Source organism: Streptomyces hundungensis, from assembly GCF_003627815.1.
Taxonomy (GTDB): domain Bacteria; phylum Actinomycetota; class Actinomycetes; order Streptomycetales; family Streptomycetaceae; genus Streptomyces; species Streptomyces hundungensis_A.
The window spans coordinates 2,693,797-2,717,110 of record NZ_CP032698.1 but is presented as its reverse complement, the minus strand read 5'-3'; the positions used below and the strand labels follow the sequence as shown (position 1 = coordinate 2,717,110).

The 23,314-nt window shown below is 70.5% G+C and carries 22 protein-coding genes and 1 riboswitch; of the genes, 15 read left to right on the top strand and 7 right to left on the bottom strand.

Going from position 1 to position 23,314, the window contains the following annotated elements; all coding sequences use genetic code 11:
• Positions 1 to 24: 24 nt before the first annotated feature.
• From DWB77_RS12055 to gcvT, 4 genes are all read right to left on the bottom strand, one after another.
• Positions 25 to 1,395 (bottom strand): L-serine ammonia-lyase, encoded by a 1,371-nt coding sequence (locus DWB77_RS12055; protein ID WP_120721267.1) that lies wholly within the window; start codon positions 1,393 to 1,395, stop codon positions 25 to 27.
• Between the two features lie 155 nt (positions 1,396 to 1,550).
• Positions 1,551 to 2,810 carry a serine hydroxymethyltransferase gene (gene glyA / locus DWB77_RS12050; protein ID WP_120721266.1) on the bottom strand — a complete coding sequence of 420 codons (1,260 nt, stop codon included), beginning with the start codon at positions 2,808 to 2,810 and terminating at the stop codon, positions 1,551 to 1,553.
• Positions 2,811 to 2,834: 24 nt separating this feature from the next.
• The gene (gene gcvH / locus DWB77_RS12045) at positions 2,835 to 3,209 is read right to left on the bottom strand and encodes a glycine cleavage system protein GcvH (RefSeq protein WP_120721265.1); all 375 of its coding nucleotides are present in this window, start codon (positions 3,207 to 3,209) and stop codon (positions 2,835 to 2,837) included.
• Positions 3,210 to 3,309: 100 nt separating this feature from the next.
• A complete protein-coding gene (gene gcvT, locus DWB77_RS12040; protein ID WP_120721264.1) occupies positions 3,310 to 4,425 on the bottom strand; it encodes a glycine cleavage system aminomethyltransferase GcvT in 1,116 nt (371 codons plus the stop codon).
• 153 nt (positions 4,426 to 4,578) lie between these two features.
• Positions 4,579 to 4,675: riboswitch (glycine riboswitch) on the bottom strand.
• A 128-nt stretch (positions 4,676 to 4,803) separates the two neighbouring features.
• Here gcvT and DWB77_RS12035 point away from each other — a divergent pair.
• The 11 genes from DWB77_RS12035 (at position 4,804) to DWB77_RS11985 (ending at position 17,443) form a co-directional block, all read left to right on the top strand.
• Entirely contained in the window at positions 4,804 to 5,484 is a 681-nt protein-coding gene (locus DWB77_RS12035) for an AAA family ATPase (RefSeq protein WP_120721263.1), read from the top strand.
• 128 nt (positions 5,485 to 5,612) lie between these two features.
• Positions 5,613 to 6,386 (top strand): enhanced serine sensitivity protein SseB, encoded by a 774-nt coding sequence (locus DWB77_RS12030; protein WP_120721262.1) that lies wholly within the window; start codon positions 5,613 to 5,615, stop codon positions 6,384 to 6,386.
• Between the two features lie 185 nt (positions 6,387 to 6,571).
• The gene (locus tag DWB77_RS12025; protein ID WP_120721261.1) at positions 6,572 to 7,369 is read left to right on the top strand and encodes an enhanced serine sensitivity protein SseB C-terminal domain-containing protein; all 798 of its coding nucleotides are present in this window, start codon (positions 6,572 to 6,574) and stop codon (positions 7,367 to 7,369) included.
• Between the two features lie 385 nt (positions 7,370 to 7,754).
• Positions 7,755 to 8,759: an ABC transporter permease gene (locus tag DWB77_RS12020; protein WP_120721260.1), complete on the top strand. Its 1,005-nt coding sequence runs from the start codon at positions 7,755 to 7,757 to the stop codon at positions 8,757 to 8,759.
• An 80-nt stretch (positions 8,760 to 8,839) separates the two neighbouring features.
• A complete protein-coding gene (locus tag DWB77_RS12015) occupies positions 8,840 to 10,615 on the top strand; it encodes an ABC transporter substrate-binding protein (protein ID WP_428985119.1) in 1,776 nt (591 codons plus the stop codon).
• A 123-nt stretch (positions 10,616 to 10,738) separates the two neighbouring features.
• Positions 10,739 to 11,737 (top strand): ABC transporter permease, encoded by a 999-nt coding sequence (locus DWB77_RS12010; protein WP_120721258.1) that lies wholly within the window; start codon positions 10,739 to 10,741, stop codon positions 11,735 to 11,737.
• The gene (locus DWB77_RS12005; RefSeq protein ID WP_120721257.1) at positions 11,734 to 12,831 is read left to right on the top strand and encodes an ABC transporter ATP-binding protein; all 1,098 of its coding nucleotides are present in this window, start codon (positions 11,734 to 11,736) and stop codon (positions 12,829 to 12,831) included. The genes DWB77_RS12010 and DWB77_RS12005 overlap by 4 nt, the downstream gene beginning before the upstream one ends.
• 29 nt (positions 12,832 to 12,860) lie before the next feature.
• A complete protein-coding gene (locus tag DWB77_RS12000) occupies positions 12,861 to 14,273 on the top strand; it encodes an ABC transporter ATP-binding protein (protein ID WP_120727681.1) in 1,413 nt (470 codons plus the stop codon).
• 97 nt (positions 14,274 to 14,370) lie between these two features.
• Entirely contained in the window at positions 14,371 to 15,774 is a 1,404-nt protein-coding gene (locus tag DWB77_RS11995) for a M1 family metallopeptidase (RefSeq protein WP_120721256.1), read from the top strand.
• A 45-nt stretch (positions 15,775 to 15,819) separates the two neighbouring features.
• Positions 15,820 to 16,479, top strand: coding sequence for a trimeric intracellular cation channel family protein (locus DWB77_RS11990; protein WP_120721255.1), 660 nt, complete (start codon positions 15,820 to 15,822; stop codon positions 16,477 to 16,479).
• Positions 16,480 to 16,573: 94 nt separating this feature from the next.
• The gene (locus DWB77_RS11985) at positions 16,574 to 17,443 is read left to right on the top strand and encodes a thioesterase family protein (protein ID WP_120727679.1); all 870 of its coding nucleotides are present in this window, start codon (positions 16,574 to 16,576) and stop codon (positions 17,441 to 17,443) included.
• Positions 17,444 to 17,921: 478 nt separating this feature from the next.
• Here DWB77_RS11985 and DWB77_RS11980 read toward each other — a convergent pair whose 3' ends face one another.
• Positions 17,922 to 18,542 carry a TetR family transcriptional regulator gene (locus DWB77_RS11980; RefSeq protein WP_120721254.1) on the bottom strand — a complete coding sequence of 207 codons (621 nt, stop codon included), beginning with the start codon at positions 18,540 to 18,542 and terminating at the stop codon, positions 17,922 to 17,924.
• A gap of 150 nt (positions 18,543 to 18,692) precedes the next feature.
• Between DWB77_RS11980 and DWB77_RS37765 the strand changes: the two genes are divergently transcribed.
• The 3 genes from DWB77_RS37765 (at position 18,693) to DWB77_RS11970 (ending at position 20,391) form a co-directional block, all read left to right on the top strand.
• Entirely contained in the window at positions 18,693 to 18,848 is a 156-nt protein-coding gene (locus tag DWB77_RS37765) for a hypothetical protein (RefSeq protein ID WP_162952519.1), read from the top strand.
• Positions 18,849 to 18,934: 86 nt separating this feature from the next.
• The gene (locus tag DWB77_RS11975; protein WP_120721253.1) at positions 18,935 to 19,153 is read left to right on the top strand and encodes a DUF4190 domain-containing protein; all 219 of its coding nucleotides are present in this window, start codon (positions 18,935 to 18,937) and stop codon (positions 19,151 to 19,153) included.
• Between the two features lie 68 nt (positions 19,154 to 19,221).
• Positions 19,222 to 20,391 (top strand): cysteine desulfurase family protein, encoded by a 1,170-nt coding sequence (locus tag DWB77_RS11970; protein ID WP_120721252.1) that lies wholly within the window; start codon positions 19,222 to 19,224, stop codon positions 20,389 to 20,391.
• 28 nt (positions 20,392 to 20,419) lie between these two features.
• On the opposite strand, the gene DWB77_RS11965 is transcribed toward DWB77_RS11970, so the two are convergent.
• Positions 20,420 to 21,025 carry an N-acetylmuramoyl-L-alanine amidase gene (locus DWB77_RS11965; protein WP_120721251.1) on the bottom strand — a complete coding sequence of 202 codons (606 nt, stop codon included), beginning with the start codon at positions 21,023 to 21,025 and terminating at the stop codon, positions 20,420 to 20,422.
• A gap of 176 nt (positions 21,026 to 21,201) precedes the next feature.
• Between DWB77_RS11965 and mnmA the strand changes: the two genes are divergently transcribed.
• Positions 21,202 to 22,347, top strand: a complete 1,146-nt coding sequence (mnmA, locus tag DWB77_RS11960; RefSeq protein ID WP_174248539.1) for a tRNA 2-thiouridine(34) synthase MnmA — start codon at positions 21,202 to 21,204, stop codon at positions 22,345 to 22,347.
• A 13-nt stretch (positions 22,348 to 22,360) separates the two neighbouring features.
• Here the strand turns inward: mnmA and DWB77_RS11955 are convergent, their stop codons facing one another.
• The gene (locus tag DWB77_RS11955) at positions 22,361 to 23,308 is read right to left on the bottom strand and encodes an NADP-dependent oxidoreductase (protein ID WP_120721249.1); all 948 of its coding nucleotides are present in this window, start codon (positions 23,306 to 23,308) and stop codon (positions 22,361 to 22,363) included.
• Between the last annotated feature and the right edge of the window lie 6 nt (positions 23,309 to 23,314).

Genomic DNA, 23,314 nt, shown 5'->3' with positions numbered 1-23,314 from the left:
TCGTCCCCGCCCCCCGCGGAGCGCTCAGCACTCGATGATGTTCACCGCGAGGCCGCCGCGCGCCGTCTCCTTGTACTTGACGCTCATGTCGGCCCCCGTCTCCTTCATCGTCTTGATGACCTTGTCCAGGGACACCTTGTGGCTGCCGTCGCCGCGCATCGCCATCTTGGCGGCGGTGACGGCCTTCACGGCGGCCATGCCGTTGCGCTCGATGCACGGGATCTGGACCAGACCGCCCACCGGGTCGCAGGTCAGGCCCAGGTTGTGCTCCATGCCGATCTCGGCCGCGTTCTCGACCTGCTCGGGGGTGCCGCCGAGCACCTCCGCGAGCGCGCCCGCCGCCATCGAGCAGGCGGAGCCGACCTCGCCCTGGCAGCCGACCTCGGCGCCGGAGATCGAGGCGTTCTCCTTGAAGAGCATGCCGATCGCGCCGGCCGCGAGCAGGAAGCGGACCACGCCCTCCTCATCGGCGCCGGGCACGAAGTTCATGTAGTAGTGCAGCACCGCCGGGATGATGCCCGCGGCGCCGTTGGTGGGCGCGGTCACGACCCGGCCGCCCGCCGCGTTCTCCTCGTTGACGGCCATCGCGTACAGCGTCGCCCACTCCATGGCGTGCGCCTCGGGGTTGCCCTCGGCGCGCAGCTGGCGGGCGGTGGTGGCGGCGCGGCGGCGGACCTTGAGGCCACCGGGCAGGATGCCCTCGCGGGACATGCCGCGCGAGACGCAGGCCTGCATGACCCGCCAGATGTCCAGGAGCCCGGAGCGGATCTCGTCCTCGGTGCGCCAGGCCTTCTCGTTCTCCAGCATCATCGCGGAGATGGACAGGCCGGTCTCCCGCGCCAGCCGCAACAGCTCGTCGCCGGTGCGGAAGGGGTGCTTGAGGACGGTGTCGTCCGGCACGATCGGGTCCTCGCCCGCCACGGCGTCCTCGTCCACGACGAAACCGCCGCCGACCGAGTAGTACGTCTTCTCCAGGACCAGCGCGCCCTCGACGTCGTACGCGAAGATCGTCATGCCGTTGGCGTGGTACGGCAGCGCCTTGCGGCGGTGCAGGACCAGGTCGTCGTCGTAGGAGAAGGCGATCTCGTGCATGCCGAGCACATTGAGGCGCCCGGAGTCCTTGATGGCCTCCACCCGCTCGTCCGCGCTCTCGACGTCGACCGTGCGGGGCGAGTCGCCCTCCAGGCCGAGCAGCACCGCCTTCGGCGTGCCGTGCCCGTGGCCGGTCGCGCCGAGCGAGCCGTACAGCTCGGCCCGTATCCGCGTGGTGTGGGCGATGAGGCCCTCGTTCTTCAGGCGCGCCGCGAACATCCGGGCCGCCCGCATCGGGCCGACGGTGTGGGAGCTGGACGGGCCGATGCCGATCGAGAACAGGTCGAAGACCGAGATGGCCACGGAAGACTCCTTGTGGGGGTTGGTAGACGCCGTTGTCTGCCGGGTGGTGCAGAGGACAGCTGGCACAGCATGGGATGGGGCACCGCGCTCACTACCAGTGTGCGCGGTGCCCCGGGACTCCGTACGGAATGAAGCGAGAACTAAAGCGTACGAAACTACTTCAGGCCGGGGTACAGCGGGTGCTTGGCGGCCAGAGCGGACACCCGGGCGGCCAGGGCGTCCTTGTCGAAGTCCGGCTTCAGGGCCTCGGCGATGATGTCGGCGACCTCGCGGAAGTCGTCCTCGCCGAAGCCGCGGGTGGCGAGCGCCGGGGTGCCGATCCGCAGACCCGAGGTGACCATCGGCGGCCGCGGGTCGTTCGGGATGGCGTTCCGGTTGACCGTGATGCCGACCTCGTGGAGACGGTCCTCGGCCTGCTGGCCGTCGAGCTCGGAGTTGCGCAGGTCCACCAGGACCAGGTGCACATCGGTGCCGCCGGTCAGGACGTCGACGCCGACGGCCTTCACGTCGTCCTGGACCAGGCGCTCGGCCAGGATCCGGGCGCCGTCCAGGGTGCGCTGCTGGCGCTCCTTGAACTCCTCGGACGCGGCGACCTTGAAGGACACCGCCTTGGCCGCGATGACGTGCTCCAGGGGGCCGCCCTGCTGACCCGGGAAGACCGCCGAGTTGATCTTCTTGGCGAGCTCCTGCGTCGACAGGATGACACCGCCGCGCGGACCGCCGAGGGTCTTGTGCGTGGTGGTGGTCACGACGTGGGCGTGCGGCACCGGGTTGGGGTGCAGGCCCGCGGCGACCAGACCCGCGAAGTGGGCCATGTCGACCATCAGGTAGGCGCCGACCTCGTCCGCGATCCGGCGGAACGCGGCGAAGTCCAGCTGACGCGGGTAGGCGGACCAGCCGGCCACGATGAGCTGCGGCTTGGACTCCTTGGCCAGGCGCTCGACCTCGTTCATGTCGACCTCGCCGGTCTCGTCGACGTGGTACGGGACCACGTTGTAGAGCTTGCCGGAGAAGTTGATCTTCATGCCGTGGGTCAGGTGACCGCCGTGGGCCAGGTTAAGGCCCATGATCGTGTCGCCCGGCTTGAGCAGCGCGAACATCGCGGCCGCGTTCGCCTGGGCGCCCGAGTGGGGCTGCACGTTGGCGGCCTCGGCGCCGAAGAGCGCCTTGATGCGGTCGATCGCGATCTGCTCGACCACGTCGACGTGCTCACAGCCGCCGTAGTAGCGGCGGCCCGGGTAGCCCTCGGCGTACTTGTTGGTGAGGACCGAGCCCTGGGCCTCCATGACCGCGACCGGAGCGAAGTTCTCCGAGGCGATCATTTCGAGGGTGGACTGCTGACGGTGGAGCTCGGCGTCGACGGCGGCGGCGACGTCCGGGTCCAGCTCGTGGAGGGGCTGGTTCAGAAGCGACATCAGACGATCCCTGTGGTCTCTAGGTCAGCTGGCGAATTCGGTGTACTCGTCGGCGGAGAGCAGGTCGCCCGGCTCGTCCGTGACCTTCACCTTGAACAGCCAACCGCCCTCGAACGGGGCCGTGTTGACGAGCGACGGGTCGTCCACGACGTCCTGGTTGGCCTCGACGACCTCGCCGGTGACCGGGGAGTACAGGTCGCTGACCGACTTGGTGGACTCCAGCTCGCCGCAGGTCTCGCCCGCGGTCACCGTGTCACCCACCTCCGGGAGCTGTACGTACACGACGTCACCGAGCGCGTTGGCCGCGTGCTCCGTGATGCCGACCGTCGACACGCCGGCCTCGGCGTTCGACAGCCACTCGTGCTCCTTGCTGTAGCGCAGCTGCTGGGGGTTGCTCATGACCTGAATTCTCCTGTACGCGGGGGAGTGCTGCTGACGGGGTCTCGAAGAGTGTCTCGGACCGCGGGACGAGAAGGGGGACGCCGAAGGGAGGCGAGCGTCACTTCTGGCGCTTGTAGAAGGGCAGCGCGACGACCTCGTAGGCCTCGTGCGTGCCGCGGATGTCGATGCCGACCCCGGTGGTGCCGGGCGCGGCGTGCGCGGCGTCGACGTACGCCATGGCGATCGGCTTGCCCAGCGTCGGCGAGGGCGCGCCCGAGGTGACCTCGCCCACGACCTCGCCACCGGACACCACGGAGAACCCGGCGCGCGGCACCCGGCGGCCCTCGGCGATCAGGCCGACGAGCTTGCGCGGCGGGTTCGCGGCGGCCTTCTCGGCGGCGGCCTCCAGAGCCGTCCGGCCCACGAAGTCACCGTCCTTCTCGAACTTCACGACCCGGCCGAGCCCCGCGTCGAAGGGCGTCAGCGCGGTCGTCAGCTCGTGCCCGTACAGCGGCATGCCCGCCTCCAGGCGCAGCGTGTCGCGGCAGGACAGGCCGCACGGCACCAGGCCCGCGTCCTGACCGGCCTCGGTCAGCGCGCGCCACAGCTGCTCGGCGTGCTCGGGGGCGACGAACAGCTCGAAGCCGTCCTCGCCGGTGTAGCCGGTGCGGGCGATCAGCGCGGGCACGCCCGCGACGGTGCCGGGCAGACCCGCGTAGTACTTCAGGCCGTCCAGGTCGGCGTCCGTGACGGAGGCCAGGATGCCGGGGGACTCGGGGCCCTGCACGGCGATCAGCGCGTACGCGTCGCGGTCGTCGCGGACCTCGGCGTCGAAGCCGGCCGCGCGCTCGGTGATCGCGTCGAGCACGATGCCCGCGTTGCCCGCGTTGGCGACGACCATGTACTCGGTCTCACCCAGGCGGTAGACGATCAGGTCGTCGACGATCCCGCCGTCCTCCTGGCAGATCATCGTGTACCGGGCGCGGCCGAGGCCGATGGTGGCGATGTTGCCGACCAGCGCGTAGTTCAGCGCCTTCATGGCGTCGGGTCCGGTGACGGTGATCTCGCCCATGTGGGACAGGTCGAAGAGCCCGGCGCGGGTGCGTACGGCGGTGTGCTCGTCGCGCTCGCTCCCGTAGCGCAGCGGCATGTCCCAGCCCGCGAAGTCGGTCATCGTGGCGCCCAGCGAACGATGCAGGGCATCGAGGGAGGTGAGGCGGGGGGCGTTGCTCATGGATGGTGCTCCAAGGTCCCGGGGCATGACGGTCGACGACATCCTCCCCATCTGTCATCGGAACCTGAGAGGTTCACCGGCGCGCGTCGCGCGGCACGGCTTGCACCTTGGGTGGGACCGCCCGGCAGAGGACGGCCCGCTTTTCAGATCTGCCTCGTCCGCGCGGTACGGGGCCTGAGAGATTCAAGGGAGAACTTGCTCCTTCGGCGCCCCAGCGCACAGCTGCTGAGGACTCTCCCGCGCGGATTCGAACGGCCGGTATGCAGTTGGCGCGCACATCATTGCACGCATCCCGGAAGCGGCACATCGCCGGTGAGCTATTACCGGCTCTTTACACTTCCCCAGCAGCGGTTCAGGATCCGAACAGGGGGGAGTGCCATGACGGTTGACCACGAGAGGGGCCGGGTGCGGGAGGTCCCCGCGCCGGGAGGGGCGGGCCGGGCGGTGCCGGCGCCGCGCACACCGGAGGCGAACGAGGCGGTGACCGACGAGGCGGTACGCGATCTGCGCGGGCGCCCCGAGCGGAGCGTGCCGGAGCTCCTCTTCGACCCGGGCGACGTCGTGGTGGTGTCGGGCCTGCCCGGCAGCGGCAAGACGACGCTGATGCGGCGCGCCGTCACCGACCGCCGCATCGACTCCCAGGACACCCGGCTCGCCTGGCAGCGCCGACTGCCCGGCATCCCCTACGCCCTGTACCGTCCGCTCACCCGGACCGCCCACTTCGTCAGGACCTGGTGGGCGCTGCGCTCCGGCGACAGCCTCGTCGTCCACGACTGCGGCACCCAGGCCTGGGTGCGGCACTGGCTGGGCCGGGGCGCCCGGCGCCGTGGACGCGCGCTGCGCCTGATCGTGCTCGACGTGCCGGCCGACACCGCCCTCGCGGGTCAGGCGAGCCGGGGCCGCTGGGTCTCCCGGTACGCCTTCGCGCGCCACCGCGGCGCGGCCCGGCGCCTGATAGCGCAGGTGGAGGCGGGACGGCTGCCGACCGGCTGCGCGAGCGCCGTGCTGCTCGACCGAGACGCGGCTTCCGCGCTGCGCCGGATCGGCTTCGGGCAGTAGCCGCCCCACGACGCGCGCCGGATCCTCACCCGGCGCGCTTTCCCCGGGCCGCTCCCACGGCGTTAGGGTCGAGGGGCACGGCCGAGGCAAGCCGGCAGGCATCGGGGTCCGGGGGAGAAGGACGGCACATGAACTTTCCGGAGCAGGCGTTCGCGCATCCGCTCGGCGGCGGAGGCTGGCCGGGCAACGAGCTGGAAGAGGCCATGTCCGCGGCCGTCGGGCAGCCGAACGCGGGCCCCCGGCTCATAGAGGTCCTCGGCCGCAACGCGGTGTGGGTGCCGCTGCCGGCCGGCGGCAGTCAGCAGAGCACCGACCTCGACCTGCCCACCTTGGAGCTGGACGGCGCCCCCTATGTGCCCGTGTACAGCTCCGAGCAGCAGTTCCTCCAGTGCGTCGGCTCTCACATGTCCTTCGCCGTGGCGCCCGCCGTCGAGTTCGCCCGCGGGCTGCCGCCGCAGCTCGGCATCGTGGTCAACCCCGAGGGCGTGGTGGGCATGCCCCTGCCCCCGCCCGCCGTCGCCGAGCTGTGTCGTACCGGGCGTACCGCGCTCGACGGACCCGCGTCCGGTGCCCGGGTACGCCTCTTCGAGCCGGACTGGCAGGAGGACCCGGTGGACTTCCTGGCCGTCGCGGCCGAGGAGTTCGAGGCGATCGGCGTGGTACTCAGCGCCCGCCGCGCGCTCGCCTCCATCGAGGGCGAGTCGCCCACGCTCTTCATCGGCGTGGAGTTCTCCACCTGGGACGGAGCAGGACGCAACGCGCCCATGGAGGCCCTGGGCCGGGCGCTCGGCCGGGTGCCCGTCGACTGGCCCGTCAATCTGGTCCTGCTCGACGTGACCCAGGATCCGGTCGCCACCTGGATGCGCGAGCGGGTGCGGCCCTTCTACGCCCGGGCCCGGTAGGCGACGACCACCGACGACAGCGCGGCAGACGGGCGTGCCGGGCTCCCGCGTCCCAGACCGGATCCGCCGGACAGGCCCTAACCTGGTTTCATGACCCTTGCAACCCCGCAGCCGCACGCGTGTGCCCGGGGCTGCGGGGCGGCGCAGGCGTCGGCACGGCGGAACTAAGAGGGGCGGGACCCAGGGTGAGCGCGTCAGGCACCGCGGCGGCCGGGCAGGTCGAGCACATGCTGCGCCAGGTGACGCCCGGGCGCTACGACGTGTACGAGGCGCTGCTCCACGCGCTCGCCGACCCCGCGTCGGGCCGGCTCTGGATGCTGCTGTGGAACGGCAGGGCCGGCTCCCCGGACGCCCAGTACGGGAACATGGAGGTCGACGGGGTCTCCTACGCCCCCTGTGTGACCTCCGCGCAGGAGCTCGCCGCCAGCGGGTGGAACCGGGCGCACGAAGTGGCCGGCGCCCTCGACGTCGCCCGGGGCCTCTACCCCGACCACTACGGGATCTGGCTCAATCCGCACGCCCCCGGCGGCGGCGTCGGCATCCCCTGGACTGATCTGCGCCGGATCGCGACGGGCCTCGACCGGATGCCCGCGGGGCCGCTCAGGCTCTGTGAACCGACCGTGGAGCTCCCCCAGTTCTACGCCCTGCTCGCCCAGCACGCCCACCGCACCCCGGCGGTGCGTTCGCTGCGCCGTGCCTGGGTGCAGCCCGCGCTCGGCACGCCGTACCTCGCGATCGGGCTCGACCTGTACAGCACCGCCCCGCAGTCGGTGGACGCGGTGCGGGCGATGATGCGGCAGTCCGTCGCGGGGGTGCCGGACGGGCTCGCGGTCTCCACGGTCGCGATGTCGGACGAGTACGACCCCGTCGGCATGTGGCTGAAAGCCCACGCCCGGCCGTTCTACGACCGCGAGGCGCACGGCGGCCAGGCCCCCGGGGGACCCGGATACGGCTATCCGCCGGCCGCCCCCGGCACCTACTGAGACCGGCTCCCGCCGACGCCAACCGGGACGAATCCCGTCAACGCGCCCCGCACGTAAGGGGAATGTCCGTTGTGGTGGGGCGAAGACCGCAATAGGCCCGTGCGTCATATCTGCCCCAACTTCCCCATGTCCGCCCCTGGTTCAGCCGCGTCCGCATAACGGAAACCCTCTTTCCGCATCACGTTTGCGCATACATTCGCCGTCAGGTCTGGCGGGTGATCGCGAGGCCATTGAAGACTCCCGGCATGCAGGGCCGTTCGGGCCCGTGTGCGAGCAGCCCGACCCGCTGCCCGGTGTCGCCCCCGCTCGCACTGCTGATGGGAACGCGCCGCTACAGCGGCAAGCGCGGGCCGGTCACCGCCGGTTGAGAGGGGTCCTTGCCACGATGACGGCACCATTGCACGACACACCCGCCGACGCGGACCCGACCGCGGACATCAGTGTCACGCCCAGTGGTGAGACCAGAACGGTCGAGGGACGTTCGCTGGGACGTATCGCCTGGAACCGGCTGAAGAAGGACAAGCTCGCCCTCACCGGTGGCATCGTTGTCGTGTTCCTGGTCCTCGTCGCGATCTTCGCGCCGTTGATCGTCGACGCGTTCGGCCATCCTCCGGAGGAGTTCCACGAGGACCAGATCGACCCGCTGCTCTCCACTCCGGTGGGCAGCTGGGGCGGCATCAACTCGCACTTCCTGCTGGGAGTTGAGCCGGTCAACGGCCGCGACGTGTTCAGCCGCATCATCTACGGCGCGCGGATCTCGCTGCTCGTGGGCTTCCTCGCGGCGGTCTTCGCGGTGCTCGTCGGTACCGTCCTCGGCGTGGTCGCCGGGTACTTCGGCGGCTGGCTCGACGCCATCATCAGCCGAGTGATGGACATGCTGCTCTCCTTCCCGCAGCTGCTCTTCATCATCGCGCTGATCTCCGTGGTGCCCAACCAGCTCCTCGGTCTCACCGGCACCGGGGTGCGGCTGCTCGTGATGATCCTCGTCATCGGCTTCTTCGGATGGCCGTACGTCGGACGGATCGTGCGCGGCCAGACGCTCTCGCTGCGCGAGCGCGAATACGTGGAGGCGGCCCGCAGTCTGGGCGCGGGGCGCGGCTACATCCTCTTCAAGGAGCTGCTGCCCAACCTCATCGCGCCGGTCACCGTCTACATGACGCTGATGATCCCCACGAACATCCTCACCGAGGCGGCGCTCAGCTTCCTGGGCGTGGGCGTCAAGCCGCCCACCTCCTCCTGGGGACAGATGCTGTCGACGGCGATCTCGACCTATGAGTCCGACCCGATGTTCATGATCATCCCGGGTGCGGCGATCTTCATCACCGTGATGGCGTTCAACCTCTTCGGCGACGGCGTCCGCGACGCCTTCGACCCGAAGGGCTCCCGCTGATGCGGGACTTCACAGACTCCGGCCCGGCGCATCGCACGGGCCGTGACACACAAGACGCCCCCAACGGAGGAAGCCAGATCGTGACAACCCAAGGTTCATCGAGGCGAAAGACGGCCGCCGGCGCCGCCATCGTCGTTGCGGCTCTGCTCTCCACCGCGGCCTGCGGCGGAGGCGGCGACAGCGACAGCAAGGGCAGCAAGGCCCCCGGGTTCAACGCCGCCAACAGCAAGCTCGCCAACGCGTCGACGAAGAAGGGCGGGGAGCTCAAGTTCGTCGGCACGCAGGACGCCGACTCCTGGGACCCGCAGCGCGGTTACTACGGCTTCATGTGGGACTACGCGCGCTACTACACGCGCACGCTGATCTCCTACAAGCCCGCCCCGGGCAAGGAGAGCGAGACGCTCGTCCCGGACATCGCGACCGGTCTCGCGGACGTCTCGGCGGACAAGAAGACGTACACGTACCACCTGAAGGACGGCGTCAAGTGGGAGGACGGCAAGCCCGTCACCTCCAAGGACGTCAAGTACGGCATCGAGCGCATCTGGGCGCAGGACGTCATCTCCGGCGGCCCCGTGTACCTGAAGGACGTCCTCGACCCAACCGGTGAGTACAAGGGTCCCTACAAGGACACCGCCCCCGACAAGCTGGGCCTGAAGGCGATCGAGACGCCGGACGACAAGACCATCGTCTTCAAGCTGCCGGCGCCCAACGTCGACTTCCAGCAGATGCTGGCCATGCCCTCGGGCACCCCGGTCCGCCAGGACAAGGACACCCAGTCGAAGTACGGCCTCAAGCCGTTCTCGCTCGGCCCGTACAAGTGGGAGTCCTACTCCCCGAACAAGTCCATGGTGCTGGTCCGCAACGAGAACTGGGACCCGAAGACCGACGAGGTCCGCAAGGCTCTTCCGGACAAGATCAGCCTGACCCTGCTCAGCAGCGCCGACGACATGGACAGCCGTCTGATCAACGGTGACTACGACGTCGACCTGAACGGCACCGGCCTCAGCGTGGCCGGCCGCACCAAGGCGCTCCAGCAGCACAAGGGCAACGTCGACAACCCGGACACCGGCTACATCCGTTACGCGGTCTTCCCGCAGACGGTGGCCCCGTTCGACAACGAGCACTGCCGCAAGGCCGTCATCTACGCGGCCGACCACAAGTCGCTCCAGACCGCCCGCGGCGGCCCGCAGGCCGGTGGTGACATCGCCACCAACATGCTGCCGCCGATCATCAGCGGTTCGGACCCGAAGTTCGACCCGTACGGCGTGACCTCCAACGACGGCGCCCCGAACATCGCCAAGGCCAAGGAAGAGCTCGCCGCCTGCGGTCACGCGGACGGCTTCTCCACCACCATCGCGGTCCGCAACAACAAGCAGGTCGAGGTGGCCACCGCGCAGTCGATGCAGGCCGCGCTCGCCAAGGTCAACATCAAGGTCGACATCGACCAGTACGACGGCTCGCAGACGACCGGCATCATCGGCAACCCCGAGGTCGTCAAGAAGAAGAACTACGGAATCATCATCATGGGCTGGGGCCCGGACTTCGCGTCCGGCCAGGGCTTCCTGCTCCCGCTGGTGAACTCCAAGTTCATCCTGCCGAACGGCAACAACAACTACTCGATGCTGAAGGACCCGGCGATCGACAAGCTCTTCGAGGACGCCATCGCGGCGGCCACCCCCGAAGAGGCCGCCGGACTCTACAAGCAGATCAACCAGAAGGTGTCCGAGCACGCCGTCTACCTGCCGTTCGTCTTCGAGAAGAACGTCAAGTGGCGCAGCAGCCGGCTCACCAACGTCTACACGACGACCAACAACAACGGTTACTACGACTACGCCTCCCTCGGCGTCGAGAAGTGACCGTCGTCCAATCGCTCCGCCGGCGCACCCGCCGCTAGGCACGAAGGGCAGGTGAAGGCCGTCGTGTGACGGGTCGGGGGTACCGCAATCCGGTGCCCCCGACCCGCCGCCGGGCCGAGAGCAGTGCTCGCATATCTCATCAGGCGGTTCGCCGCCGCCATCGTCATGCTGCTGATCGTCATGCTCGTGACGTTCGGCATCTTCTTCCTGATCCCCAGGTGGACGGGTGTCGACCCGGCCACGATGTACGTCGGCAAGCAGTCCGACGCCGCTGCTCTCGAGGCGGTCCGCTCCAAGCTGGGTCTCGGCGACCCGATCTTCGTGCAGCTCTTCGACTTCGTGAAGGGCATCGTGGCCGGCCGCGACTACACCGGTGGCGGCTCGACGATCCACTGCGACGCCCCGTGCTTCGGCTACTCGTTCAAGAACGAGCAGGCGATCTGGCCGGTGCTCAAGGACCGCTTCCCGGTCACCCTGTCGCTGGTCATCGGCGCGGCCATCCTGTGGGTCGTCTTCGGTGTCCTGGCCGGCGTGGTCTCCGCCCTCAAGCGCGGTTCGCTGTGGGACCGGACGGCCATGACCGTGGCGCTCGCGGGCGTCTCGCTGCCCATCTACTTCACCGGCCTGCTCTCGCTGGCGATCTTCTCCTTCGGCCTTCACTGGATCGACGGCCAGTACGTGCCGTTCAGCGATTCACCAGGGGGCTGGTTCAGCGGCCTGATCCTGCCCTGGGTCACCCTGGCCTTCCTCCAGGCGGCGATGTACGCCCGCCTCACCCGGGCGACCATGCTCGAAGTGATGGGCGAGGACTACGTCAGGACCGCCCGGGCCAAGGGCCTGAGTGAATCCATCGTCATCGGCAAGCACGCCATGCGTTCCACGATGGCGCCGATCCTCACGGTGCTCGGCATGGACATCGGCGCCCTCATCGGCGGCGCGATCCTCACCGAGACGACCTACAGCATTCCGGGTCTCGGCCGGGCCGTGCTCCAGGCCATCAACGACCGTGACCTTCCGGTGATCCTCGGCGTCACGCTGATCACCTCGGCGGCGGTGATCTTCGCGAACCTCGTCGTGGACCTCCTGTACGCCGTGATCGACCCCCGAGTGAGGCTCGCATGACCGACCTGAACAAGACCGGCGCCGCGGTCGGCGAGCCGGTCGCGGGTGAGCGGCCCTCGGACGCCTTCCTGGACGTACGCGACCTGAAGGTGCACTTCCCCACCGACGACGGCCTGGTCAAGTCCGTCGACGGGCTCAGCTTCTCGCTGGAGAAGGGCAAGACCCTCGGCATCGTGGGCGAGTCCGGCTCCGGCAAGTCCGTCACCTCGATGGGCATCATGGGCCTGCACACGACCGGCCAGTACGGCAAGCGCAAGGCGCAGATCTCCGGTGAGATCTGGCTGAACGGCAAGGAGCTGCTCTCCGCCGACCCGGAGGAGGTGCGCAAGCTCCGCGGCCGCGACATGGCGATGATCTTCCAGGACCCGCTGTCCGCGCTGCACCCGTACTTCACCATCGGCAAGCAGATCGTCGAGGCGTACCGGGTCCACCACGACGTCGACAAGAAGGCCGCCCGCACCCGGGCGATCGAGATGCTCGACCGGGTCGGCATCCCGCAGCCCGACAAGCGCGTCGACTCCTACCCGCACGAGTTCTCGGGCGGTATGCGTCAGCGCGCGATGATCGCGATGTCGCTGGTCAACAACCCCGATCTGCTGATCGCGGACGAGCCGACGACCGCCCTGGACGTCACCGTCCAGGCGCAGATCCTGGACCTGATCCGGGACTTGCAGAAGGAGTTCGGCTCCGCGGTCATCATCATCACCCACGACCTGGGCGTCGTCGCCGAGCTCGCCGACGACATCCTGGTGATGTACGGCGGTCGCTGTGTCGAGCGCGGCCCCGCGGAGAAGGTCTTCTACGAGCCCCGCCACCCCTACACCTGGGGCCTGCTCGGCTCGATGCCGCGCATCGACCGCGAGGAGACCGAGCGCCTCATCCCGGTGAAGGGGTCCCCGCCGTCCCTGATCAACATCCCGTCCGGCTGCGCCTTCAACCCGCGCTGCCCGTACGCCGATGTGCCCAAGGACAACATCACCCGGACCGTGCGCCCCGAGCTGACCGACGGCGGGAGCGGCCACTGGGCCGCCTGCCACATGACGCCGGACGAGCGGGAGCGTATCTGGACCGAAGAGATTGCGCCCAAGCTGTGAGCGAGGACAAAGGCGTGACGGACAACGACGTGACGATTCCCGCCCAGAGCAAGGGTGCGGTCGTGACCAGGAGCGGGTCTTCCGGCGAGGTGGCTCCCGGCGAGGTCCTGCTCAAGGTCAGCGGACTTCAGAAGCACTTCCCGATCCGCAGCGGCCTGCTGAAGCGCCAGACCGGCTCGGTCAAGGCCGTCGACGGCCTCGACTTCGACGTGCGCTCCGGTGAGACGCTCGGCGTGGTCGGCGAGTCCGGCTGCGGCAAGTCGACCATGGGCCGGCTGATCACCCGGCTGCTCGAACCGACCGGTGGCACCGTCGAGTTCGAGGGGCGCGACATCACCCACCTCGGGGTGCGCGGTATGCGGCCGATGCGCCGCGACGTCCAGATGATCTTCCAGGACCCGTACTCCTCGCTCAACCCGCGGCACACCGTGGGCGGCATCATCTCGGCCCCCTTCAAGCTCCAGGGCGTCGAGCCCGAGGGCGGGGTCAAGAAGGAGGTGCAGCGCCTCCTGGAGGTCGTGGGGCTCAACCCCGAGCACTACAACCGCTATCCGCACGAGTTCTCCGGCGGCCAGCGCCAGCGCATCGGCATCGCCCGGGCGCTCGCGCTCAAGCCGAAGCTGGTCGTGGCGGACGAGCCGGTCTCGGCGCTCGACGTGTCGATCCAGGCGCAGGTGGTCAACCTCCTCGACGACCTCCAGCAGGAGCTCGGCCTGACCTATGTGATCATCGCGCACGACCTGTCGGTCATCCGGCACGTGTCGGACCGGATCGCGGTCATGTACCTCGGCAAGATCGTCGAGTTGGCCGACCGCAGGTCGCTTTACGCGGCGCCGATGCACCCGTACACCAAGGCGCTGATGTCGGCGGTGCCGGTGCCGGATCCCAAGCGGCGCGGCACGAAGAGCGAGCGGATCCTGCTCAAGGGCGACGTCCCCTCGCCGATCTCGCCGCCGAGCGGCTGCCGCTTCCACACCCGGTGCTGGAAGGCGACCGAGATCTGCACGACGCGGGAGCCGGTGCTCGTGGAGCTGAAGCCGGGCCAGCGGGTGGCCTGCCACCACCCGGAGAACGCGCCGGACCAGGCCCCGGGCGAGGCGGTCCTGCCGGAGGCCCGGGAGTCCATCGAGGTCGTCACGATCGGCGCGGCGGCATCTGAGGCGGTGGAGTCGGAGCCGGCAGCCGAGGCGGCGACCGAGCCCGAGGCGGCGACGGAGCCCGAGGCGGCGGCCAAGTCCGAACCGGCCGTGAAGTCGGAGCCCGCGGTGAAGCCGGACCCGGCGGCGAAGCCCTCGACGGGGGCCAAGGTCAAGGCCGAGGCCGCGGACGGCGAAGGCAAAGCCGGGGCGAGCGAGGCCGGGGTGAAGGATGCCCCTGCGAGCGAGGCCGGTTCCAGTGAGGCCGGGTCGGAAGGCACCGCTCAGGAGTCAACCGACAAGTAGGCCATGACAGTTCGGCAAAGTCATGTTCATGCCGAAGCGGGAGAGTGCAGAGTCTGCGTGTCCGTACCAACGGCATGCGTTCGAAGGGTAGACTCCTATGGCACTCTCCCGTCCGGCACGTCGCACCTCCCGCTGGCTCTCCCTCGCCACCGCGGTGGCCGCCGGGTTCACCATCGCCGCCGCGCCCGCCGCCTCACCCGGCGCCGCGGGCATCGGTGATCCGTACTTCCCCGACATGGGCAACGGAGGCTTCGATGCCCTCCATTACGACCTCGGGGTGAGCTACAACCCCGATTCGGGACGCCTGGACGGGCGTACCACGGTGACGGCCCGGGCCACCCAGAACCTCTCCCGCTTCGACCTCGACCTCCAGAAGCTGACCGTCGACTCGATACGGGTGAACGGCAAGCCCGCCGACTTCAACCGCAGCGGCGACGAGATCGTCATCACCCCGCGCCACCGGCTGCGCAAGGGCGAGGAGTTCGAGGTCACCGTCGTCTACGGGGGCGTGCCCCAGGCACTGAACGGACCCATCGTCTTCGGCTCCGACTACGGCTGGATGAAGACCAAGGACGGCGTCTTCGTGGCCTGCGAGCCCAACGCCGCCTCCACGTGGTTCCCCTCCAGCGACCACCCCTCCGACAAGGCGACGTACGACATCCGCATCGACGCGCCCAAGGGCCTCACCGGTGTCTCCAACGGCCGCCTGGTGGACTCGCACGACCGCGGCGGACGCTCGTACTTCCACTGGCGCGAGTCCAAGCCGATGGCGACCTATCTGGCCACCGCCTCCATAGGCAAGTTCGACGTGAAGACGGGCCGCACGCCCGGCGGCACCCCCATCTACGTCGCCATCGACCCGGTGCTCGCCAACCAGAACAAGGTCGACGTGTACGGGGTGACCGCCGAGGCCACCGACTACTGGTCCCAGGTCTTCGGCCCGTACCCCTTCGAAGTGACCGGCGCGGTCGTCGACGACATGCCGCAGGCCGGGTTCTCCCTGGAGACCCAGTCCAAGCCGAGCTATTCGGCCGTACGCTCCGAGTCGACCATCGTCCACGAGCTCGCCCACCAGTGGTTCGGCGACTCCGTCTCGGTCGCCCACTGGAACGACATCTGGCTCAACGAGGGCTTCGCGACGTACGCCCAGTGGCTGTGGGCCGAGCACCGGGGCACCAGGACCGCTCACGACTCCTTCCTCGCCGCCTACAACGCGATCCCGGCCGACGACGACTTCTGGAAGATCGAGGTGGCCGATCCCCAGCGCGACACGATGTTCGCCGACGCGGTCTACCGGCGGGGCGCGATGATGCTTCAGGAACTGCGCGAACACATCGGTGACCAGGCCTTCTTCAAGCTGCTGCCCGCCTGGACCAAGGCCCATCGCTACCACAACGCCGACACTGAGGACTTCGTCCGACTCGCCGAGAAGATCTCGGGCAAGTCGCTGGACGGGCTGTTCCAGAAGTGGATCCACGACACGGGCAAGCCCGCGCTCTGATCCACCGCGTGTCGAGGGGCGCCCCGCGATGAGTAAAAATGCGGGGTGCTCCACTCACTGTTCAGTCCCTCCGTCCAGCACGCGCTGGACCTCGTCGGGATCTTCGTCTTCGCGATCTCCGGCGCCCTGCTCGCCGTGCGCAAGAACTTCGACGTGTTCGGCATCGCGGTGCTCGCCGAGGTCACGGCGCTGGGCGGGGGGCTGTTCCGCGACCTCATCATCGGGGCGGTCCCCCCGGCCGCCTTCTCCGACCTCGGGTACTTCGTGACCCCGCTGCTCGCGACCGTGCTGGTCTTCTTCCTGCACCCCGAGGTCGAGCGCACCCAGACCGCGGTGAACGTCTTCGACGCGGCGGGGCTCGGACTGTTCTGCGTCACGGGCACGACCAAGGCGTACGACTACGGGCTCGGCCTCACCTCGTCGGCGGCGCTCGGCCTCGCGACGGCGGTGGGCGGTGGCGTACTGCGTGACGTCCTGGCCAACGAGGTTCCCTCGCTGCTGCGTTGGGACCGCGATCTGTACGCGGTGCCGGCGATCGTCGGCGCCACGATGATCGTGCTCTTCATCCGCTTCGACCTGCTGAACGCCGGGACCAGCGGGCTCGCCGTCGTCACCGCGTTCCTGCTGCGCATCGCCGCGCTGAAGTACCACTGGCGGGCGCCGCGCGCCTGGAACCGGCGCAGCTCGACGCTGGAGGAGGCGTGAGGTCGGCGGGGGAGGGGCGGGGGGAGAGCCGGGGGGAAGGCCGCCCCACAGGAAAAGCTACCGCTCAGTAATTTGTCGGTGTACGGTGCTGCGCATGGCACAGGCATCGTCACAGGTACTCCCCGCCACGATCGGGGACAGCGAGTTCGACCGCGACACCGCGGTCACCCTGCGGGAAGCGGGGGTCTATGACGCGGAGCTCTCGGCGGGCTGGACCATCATCCACGCCGTCAACGGCGGCTATCTGCTCGCCCTGCTCGGCCGGGCGCTCGGCGACGCGCTGCCGCACCCGGACCCGTTCACCGTCTCCGCGCACTACCTCACGCCGTCCGTGCCCGGGCCCGCGGTCATCCGCACCCAGGTCGTACGCGCCGGCCGCACCCTCTCCACCGGCCAGGCCTCGCTCTTCCAGTACGACGAGAGCGGCGCGGAGGTCGAACGCATCCGGGTGCTCGCCTCCTACGGGGACCTCGACGCGCTGACCGACGACGTCCGCACCACCGCCAAGCCCCCCGCGATCCCGCCGCTCTCGCACTGCATCGGCGCGACGGACGCCCCCGACGGCAGCCGCCCGCCGATCCCCGGCAGCTCCGCCATCACCGACCGCCTGATGCTCAAGCTCGACCCGACGACGCTCGGGTGGGCCGTGGGCGCGCCGTCCGGCAAGGGCGAGATGCGGGCCTGGTTCGGGCTCGCGGACGGGCGCGACGCGGACCCCTTCTCGCTGCTGCTCACCGTCGACGCGCTGCCGCCGACCTCCTTCGAGCTCGGCCTCAAGGGCTGGACCCCCACCGTCGAACTGACCACCCACATCCGCTGCCGCCCGGCACCGGGCCCCCTGCGGGTGTCCATCACCACGCGGAACCTGGCGGGTGGCTTCCTGGAGGAGGACGCGGAGGTCTGGGACACGGCGGACCGCCTGGTCGCCCAGTCACGCCAGTTGGCGCGGGCGCCGCGGGGGTAGGGGGTCGGGGGTTCGCCCACCCGCCCGCCCGTAAGCGCGGGGTCGGCGGGTTCGGCTCCCTGGGGCCGCGCCCCAGACCCCGGATGCTTTCCCACCCGCCCGCCCGTGACGGGGGTTGGATGGCGCGACTCCCTGGGGCTGCGCCCCAAACCCCCTGCGGGGACTCCGTCCCCTGCGCCCACCGGCTCAACTCCCCGACGGAGCAAGCGAATTCAGCCCCTCCGGCGTTTGAGGAGCGGGGGTCTGGGGGCGGTGCCCCCAGAATGTCGGCTGGTCTGAGCCGACCGCCGGGCTCGCCCCCGGAGGGTTTCGGGGAGGGGTGGGTGGGGGAATCCAGGGGGTCCGGGGTGCAGCCCCGGGAGGGGGCCGGTTCCGCGAGGGGTCAGTCCGGCGGGGCCGCGCCGGCGGGCCAGGCCGGCCAGCCCCCCGTGGCGGGGCGTGGCCCGGGCAGCCAAGGAGCCTGGGGGCCGGAGGCGCGTCAGGGCTCCGGCTGGTCCAGCCAGTGTCGGCGGCCCAGCGTCACGAGCCGCAGCCGGGCCCGCGCGGTCGCGAGGACCGGCCCCTCATCGCCCTCGAGCAGCGCGGACGCCGTCATCACCATGTGGTCGACGTACATCCCGCCCAGCATCCGCAGATCCGCCGACGACCACCCCACCGACTCCGGATCCGCACCGAGCGCCTCCGCCACCTCGTCCGCGAAGCGCCGCAGTTGCACCCCGATCGCCTCCCGGACGGGCGCCACCCCGCCGTGCCGTTCGCGGGCGATGAAGCGGACGTGCGAGGGGTAGGCGAGTACGTGGGCGGCGATCAACTCGACCGCCCGGTCGATGCGTTCGTCGCTCGCCCCGGTGGTGACGATCGCCGCCCGGATCGTCTCGTGGAGCGAGCCGAGCGCCTGCTCGACCAGGGCGACCCCCAGGTCGGCGGTGTCCTTGAAGTGCCGGTAGAACGCGGCCGGAGCCACCCCCACGGCGCGGGTGACCTCCCGGAGCCCGAGGCTGCTCAGGCTCTGGTGCTCCAGGAGCTGGAGCGCCGAGTCCATGAGGGCCTGTCGCGTCTTCTGCTTCTGGGCCTGCCGGATTCCGAGAGTGTGGCTCATTCCACTCAGTAAACATGTGTTCGCCGAAGTTGGGAAGACTAGACTCATCAGTCAGTGAACAGTTGTACTCCGAAGCTCGGTTGGCCGTTCGGTCAGCAGGGCGAGGAGGGCCGACTGTTCCGGCCGGCCCAACGGACAGAAAGGGATCCCATGCTTTTCCTCGTCGCCGCCCTCCTCCTGCTGGGGGTCGTGCTGGGCTCAGCGGCGCACCTCCCGCTCCCGGTCACCCTGGCCGTCGCCGGTGTCATCGGCGTCTGGCTGCTCGTCTTCGCCGCTCGCGAACGCCTCTCGCACCGGAAGGGCTGACCATGGAACTCGCAACGATCCGCCGCCGCACCCTCCCCCGAGCTCTTAAGGAACAGGGGGGACCCCCACCCCGTGACGCCGACGGGATGGCCGTCGCGGCCTTCGTCCTCGGCCTGCTCGGGCTGCTCGTCATGAACGTCATCCTCGGCCCGATCGCCATCGTCCTGTCCTCGCTCTCCCTGCTGTACGGCACCAAGCGCCGCGGCCGGGCGCTGCTCGGACTGGGCCTCGGCGTGGCCGACCTCGCGGTCCTCGCGGTCCTCGCCATGGCCGACCACACCGTCTCCTGGGGACTCAACGGCTGAGCCCCCGCCGGTCCTGGCCGGAACTGCGGCACGGCCCGCCCGGTACGGCTCGTAGAATCGGGCCCACCATGGCTTACCTCGACCACGCCGCGACCACTCCGATGCTTCCGGAGGCGGTCCAGGCGATGACCGCCCAGCTGACCGCCACCGGCAACGCGTCCTCGCTGCACGCCGCCGGCCGGCGGGCCCGCCGCACCGCCGAGGAGGCCCGCGAGGAACTCGCCGAGTCGCTCGGCGCCCGCCCCAGCGAGGTCGTCTTCACGGCCGGCGGCACCGAGGCCGACAACCTCGCCGTGAAGGGCCTGTACTGGGCCCGCCGGGACGCCGACCCGCGCCGCGTGCGCGTCCTTGCCAGCCCGGTCGAGCACCACGCCGTGCTCGACGCGGTGCACTGGCTCGCCGAACACGAGGGCGCCACCGTCGAGTACCTGCCCGTGGACGCCTACGGTCGGGTGCACGCCGAAGTCCTGCGCGAGGCCATCGCGCGCAACCCCGACGATGTGGCCCTGGCCACCGTCATGTGGGCCAACAACGAGATCGGCACCGTCATGCCGGTGGCCGAACTCGCCGCGGTGGCGCGGGAGTTCGAGGTGCCGCTGCACGCCGATGCCGTCCAGGCCTACGGTCAGCTGGAGGTGGACTTCGCCGCGTCCGGGCTCGCCGCCATGACCGTCTCCGGGCACAAGGTCGGCGGCCCGTACGGCATCGGCGCCCTGCTGCTCGGCCGCGAGTACACCCCCGTGCCCGTGCTGCACGGCGGCGGCCAGGAGCGGCACGTACGCTCCGGCACCCTGGACGTGCCCGCCATCGCCGCGTTCGCGGTCGCAGGCCGGCTCGCCGCCGAACGGCGCGGCGCGTTCGCCCGGGACATCGGCGGGCTGCGCGACCGGCTGGTGGAGGCCGTGCGCGAGGCCGTGCCCGACGCGATCCTCGGCGGTGACCCGAGCCCCGCCGGCCGGCTGCCCGCCAACGCCCACTTCAGCTTCCCCGGCTGCGAGGGCGACTCCCTCCTGCTGCTGCTCGACGCCCAGGGCATCGCCTGCTCCACCGGCTCCGCCTGCACCGCGGGCGTCGCCCAGCCCAGCCATGTGCTGCTCGCCACCGGCACCCATCCCGACCTGGCCCGCGGCACCCTGCGCTTCTCGCTCGGCCACACCTCCACTGAGGCGGACGTCGACGCGGTCGCCGAAGCCATCGGCCCCGCCGTCGAGCGGGCGCGCACGGCGGGCCTCGTCTGAAGCCGCCGGGGCGCCCGCCCGGCCCGGCTCAGGCCCGGCCGGCCGTCCCGACCAGCGCGATGTAGCGCGCCCAGTCCCAGTGCGGGCCGGGGTCGGTGTGATCGGTGCCCGGCACTTCCACATGGCCGACGATGTGCGTGCGGTCCACGGGTATTCGATAGCGCGCGCAGATCGCCGCGGTCAGCCGCGCCGACGAGGCGTACATGGCGTCCGTGAAGGACGCGGCCTCCTCGACGAAGCCCTCGTGCTCTATGCCGACGCTGCGCTCGTTGTACTTGCGGTTGCCCGAGTGGAAGGCCACGTCCAACTCCCGCACCGTCTGCGCTATGTGGCCGTCCTTGCGCACCACGTAATGGGCGGCGGCCCGGTGGCCCGGGTCCTGGAACGCCTTCAGGGCGCTGGTGAAACCGCCCTGCACCACGTGGATCACCACCCGGTCCACCGCGTAGTCGTCCGGTCGGTCGGCCATCCGCCAGTTCGCCGGATCGGCCGCGACCCACTGCGCTCCCGCATAGTCCAGCTCTCCGGCCTTGCGCGGCTTGTGCGGCCGGGCGAGCGGTCTGTTCAGATATCCGATCGTGCCGAGCGTCACCACCGCGCCCCCGATCAGCAGCCCCCTGCGGCTGGTCGCCATACGCCCCGTCCCCGTCGCTCCCCGTACCACTTCCCCGTGCGGTTTCCCCCACCGCTTTCCCCGCGAGGCCCGCGCCGTACCCGGTGGCCGGGACATCCCGGATCGAACCCCTCTGAGATCCACAACGGATACTCCCGCGCCCCGGGTTCCCGATCCCACGTACCCTTACGAGTGCTATGACTCAGACTTCGCCGCAGCCCTCGCCGATGACCTCCCCCCGCCCCCTGCGCGTCCTCGCCGCCATGTCCGGCGGGGTGGACTCCGCGGTCGCCGCCGCGCGGGCCGCCGAGGCGGGACACGACGTCACCGGTGTGCATCTGGCGCTCTCCGCCAACCCGCAGTCCTTCCGCACCGGGGCCCGTGGCTGCTGCACCATCGAGGACTCCCGCGACGCCCGCCGCGCCGCGGACGTCATCGGCATCCCCTTCTACGTCTGGGACCTGGCGGAGCGCTTCCGCGAGGACGTCGTCGAGGACTTCATCGCCGAGTATGAGGCGGGCCGCACGCCCAACCCGTGCCTGCGCTGCAACGAGAAGATCAAGTTCGCGGCGCTGCTCGACAAGGCCCTCGCGCTCGGCTTCGACGCCGTGTGCACCGGCCACTACGCGACCGTCGTCCTCAACGCGGACGGCACCCGCGAGCTGCACCGCGCCAGCGACATGGCCAAGGACCAGTCGTACGTCCTCGGCGTGCTCGACGAGCGCCAGCTCGCCCACGCGATGTTCCCGCTCGGCGACACCCTCACCACCAAGGACGAGATCCGCGCCGAGGCCGAGCGCCGGGGCCTCGCGGTCGCCAAGAAGCCCGACAGCCACGACATCTGCTTCATCGCCGACGGCGACACCCAGGGCTTCCTCGCGGACCGCCTGGGCAAGGCCGAGGGCGACATCGTCGACGAGTCCGGCACGAAGATCGGCAGCCACGAGGGGGCCTTCGGCTTCACCATCGGCCAGCGCAAGGGCCTGCGCATCGGCCACCCGGCCGCCGACGGCAAGCCCCGCTACGTCCTGGACATCTCCCCGGTGAACAACACCGTCACCGTCGGCCCCGTCGAGGCGCTCGACGTCACCGCCCTCGGCGCGATCAAGCCCCGCTGGTGCGGCACCGCCCCGGCCGGCCCCGGTACGTACACCGCACAGCTGCGCGCCCACGGCGGCGAGACCGAGGTGACGGCGGAACTGGTCGACGGCGTCCTCAACGTGACCTTCGCCGAGCCGGTCCGGGGCGTCGCCCCCGGCCAGGCGATCGTCCTGTACGACGGCACCCGCGTGGTGGGCTCCGCGACGATCGCGACGACCGAGCGGGCCGCCGCGAACGTCTGAGCCGTCGGCCCGGCTAGCCGACCCGGAGCACGATCTTGCCCCGGGTGCGGCCGCGCTCGCCGTACTCGTGGGCCTTCGCGGCGTCGGACAGGGCGAAGACCGAGTCGATCTCGGCGCGCAGCTTCCCCTCCTCGACCAGGGTCGCGACCGTCCGCATGCCCACCTGGTCCGGCTCCACCAGGGTGAAGCCCGCCCGGACGCCCAGGGCGGCCGCCTCCGTGCGCAGCGCGTCCTCGTCCGGGGACGAGATCGAGACCAGGGTGCCGCCCCGACGCAGCACCTTCAGGGAGCGGCTGCCGTACTCGCCGCCGATGGGGTCGAGGACGACGTCGACGTCCCGCACCGCCTCGGTGAAGTCCACCGCCGTGTAGTCGATCAGCTCGTCCGCGCCGAGCCCGCGCAGGAAGTCGTGCTTGCCGGCGCGGGCCGTGCCGATGACGTACGCGCCGTGCGCCTTGGCGATCTGCACCGCGAGGTGGCCGACGCCGCCCGCCGCGGCGTGGATCAACACCCGCTGCCCTGCGGTCAGTCGGGCCGTCTCGATGAGCGCCTGGTACGCGGTGAGCGAGGCCAGCGGCAGGGCCGCCGCCTGGACGTGGTCGATCCCGGCGGGCTTGCGGACGAAGTGCCGCGCGGGGGCGGCGACGTACTCGGCGTACGCGCCCGCCTGGTGCGGGAAGAGCGGCATGCCGAAGACCTCGTCGCCGACCTCGTACAGGGTGACGCCGAGCCCCACCGCCTCGACCGTGCCGGACACGTCGAAGCCGAGGATCGGCGGCGTGGTCTCCCGCCCGAACGGGCCGTGCTCGCGGATCTTCCAGTCCGCAGGGTTGACGCCGGCGGCGTGCACACGCACCAGGATCTCGGTGGGGCCCGGCTCGGGGCGCTCGGCCTGGATCTCGGTGAGCACCTCGGGGCCGCCGAGGCGCGGGGAGCTGATGGCACGCATGGTCTGGGACATGTCTGA

Coding starts and splice junctions, on each gene's coding strand:
- glyA (WP_120721266.1), bottom strand. CDS start 2,810: ATGTCGCTTCTGAACCAGCCCCTCCACGAGCTGGACCCGGACGTCGCC.
- gcvH (WP_120721265.1), bottom strand. CDS start 3,209: ATGAGCAACCCCCAGCAGCTGCGCTACAGCAAGGAGCACGAGTGGCTG.
- gcvT (WP_120721264.1), bottom strand. CDS start 4,425: ATGAGCAACGCCCCCCGCCTCACCTCCCTCGATGCCCTGCATCGTTCG.
- DWB77_RS12035 (WP_120721263.1), top strand. CDS start 4,804: ATGACGGTTGACCACGAGAGGGGCCGGGTGCGGGAGGTCCCCGCGCCG.
- DWB77_RS12030 (WP_120721262.1), top strand. CDS start 5,613: ATGAACTTTCCGGAGCAGGCGTTCGCGCATCCGCTCGGCGGCGGAGGC.
- DWB77_RS12020 (WP_120721260.1), top strand. CDS start 7,755: ATGACGGCACCATTGCACGACACACCCGCCGACGCGGACCCGACCGCG.
- DWB77_RS12005 (WP_120721257.1), top strand. CDS start 11,734: ATGACCGACCTGAACAAGACCGGCGCCGCGGTCGGCGAGCCGGTCGCG.
- DWB77_RS11995 (WP_120721256.1), top strand. CDS start 14,371: ATGGCACTCTCCCGTCCGGCACGTCGCACCTCCCGCTGGCTCTCCCTC.
- DWB77_RS11985 (WP_120727679.1), top strand. CDS start 16,574: ATGGCACAGGCATCGTCACAGGTACTCCCCGCCACGATCGGGGACAGC.
- DWB77_RS11980 (WP_120721254.1), bottom strand. CDS start 18,542: ATGAGCCACACTCTCGGAATCCGGCAGGCCCAGAAGCAGAAGACGCGA.
- DWB77_RS37765 (WP_162952519.1), top strand. CDS start 18,693: ATGCTTTTCCTCGTCGCCGCCCTCCTCCTGCTGGGGGTCGTGCTGGGC.
- DWB77_RS11975 (WP_120721253.1), top strand. CDS start 18,935: ATGGCCGTCGCGGCCTTCGTCCTCGGCCTGCTCGGGCTGCTCGTCATG.
- DWB77_RS11970 (WP_120721252.1), top strand. CDS start 19,222: ATGGCTTACCTCGACCACGCCGCGACCACTCCGATGCTTCCGGAGGCG.
- DWB77_RS11965 (WP_120721251.1), bottom strand. CDS start 21,025: ATGGCGACCAGCCGCAGGGGGCTGCTGATCGGGGGCGCGGTGGTGACG.
- mnmA (WP_174248539.1), top strand. CDS start 21,202: ATGACTCAGACTTCGCCGCAGCCCTCGCCGATGACCTCCCCCCGCCCC.
- DWB77_RS11955 (WP_120721249.1), bottom strand. CDS start 23,308: ATGTCCCAGACCATGCGTGCCATCAGCTCCCCGCGCCTCGGCGGCCCC.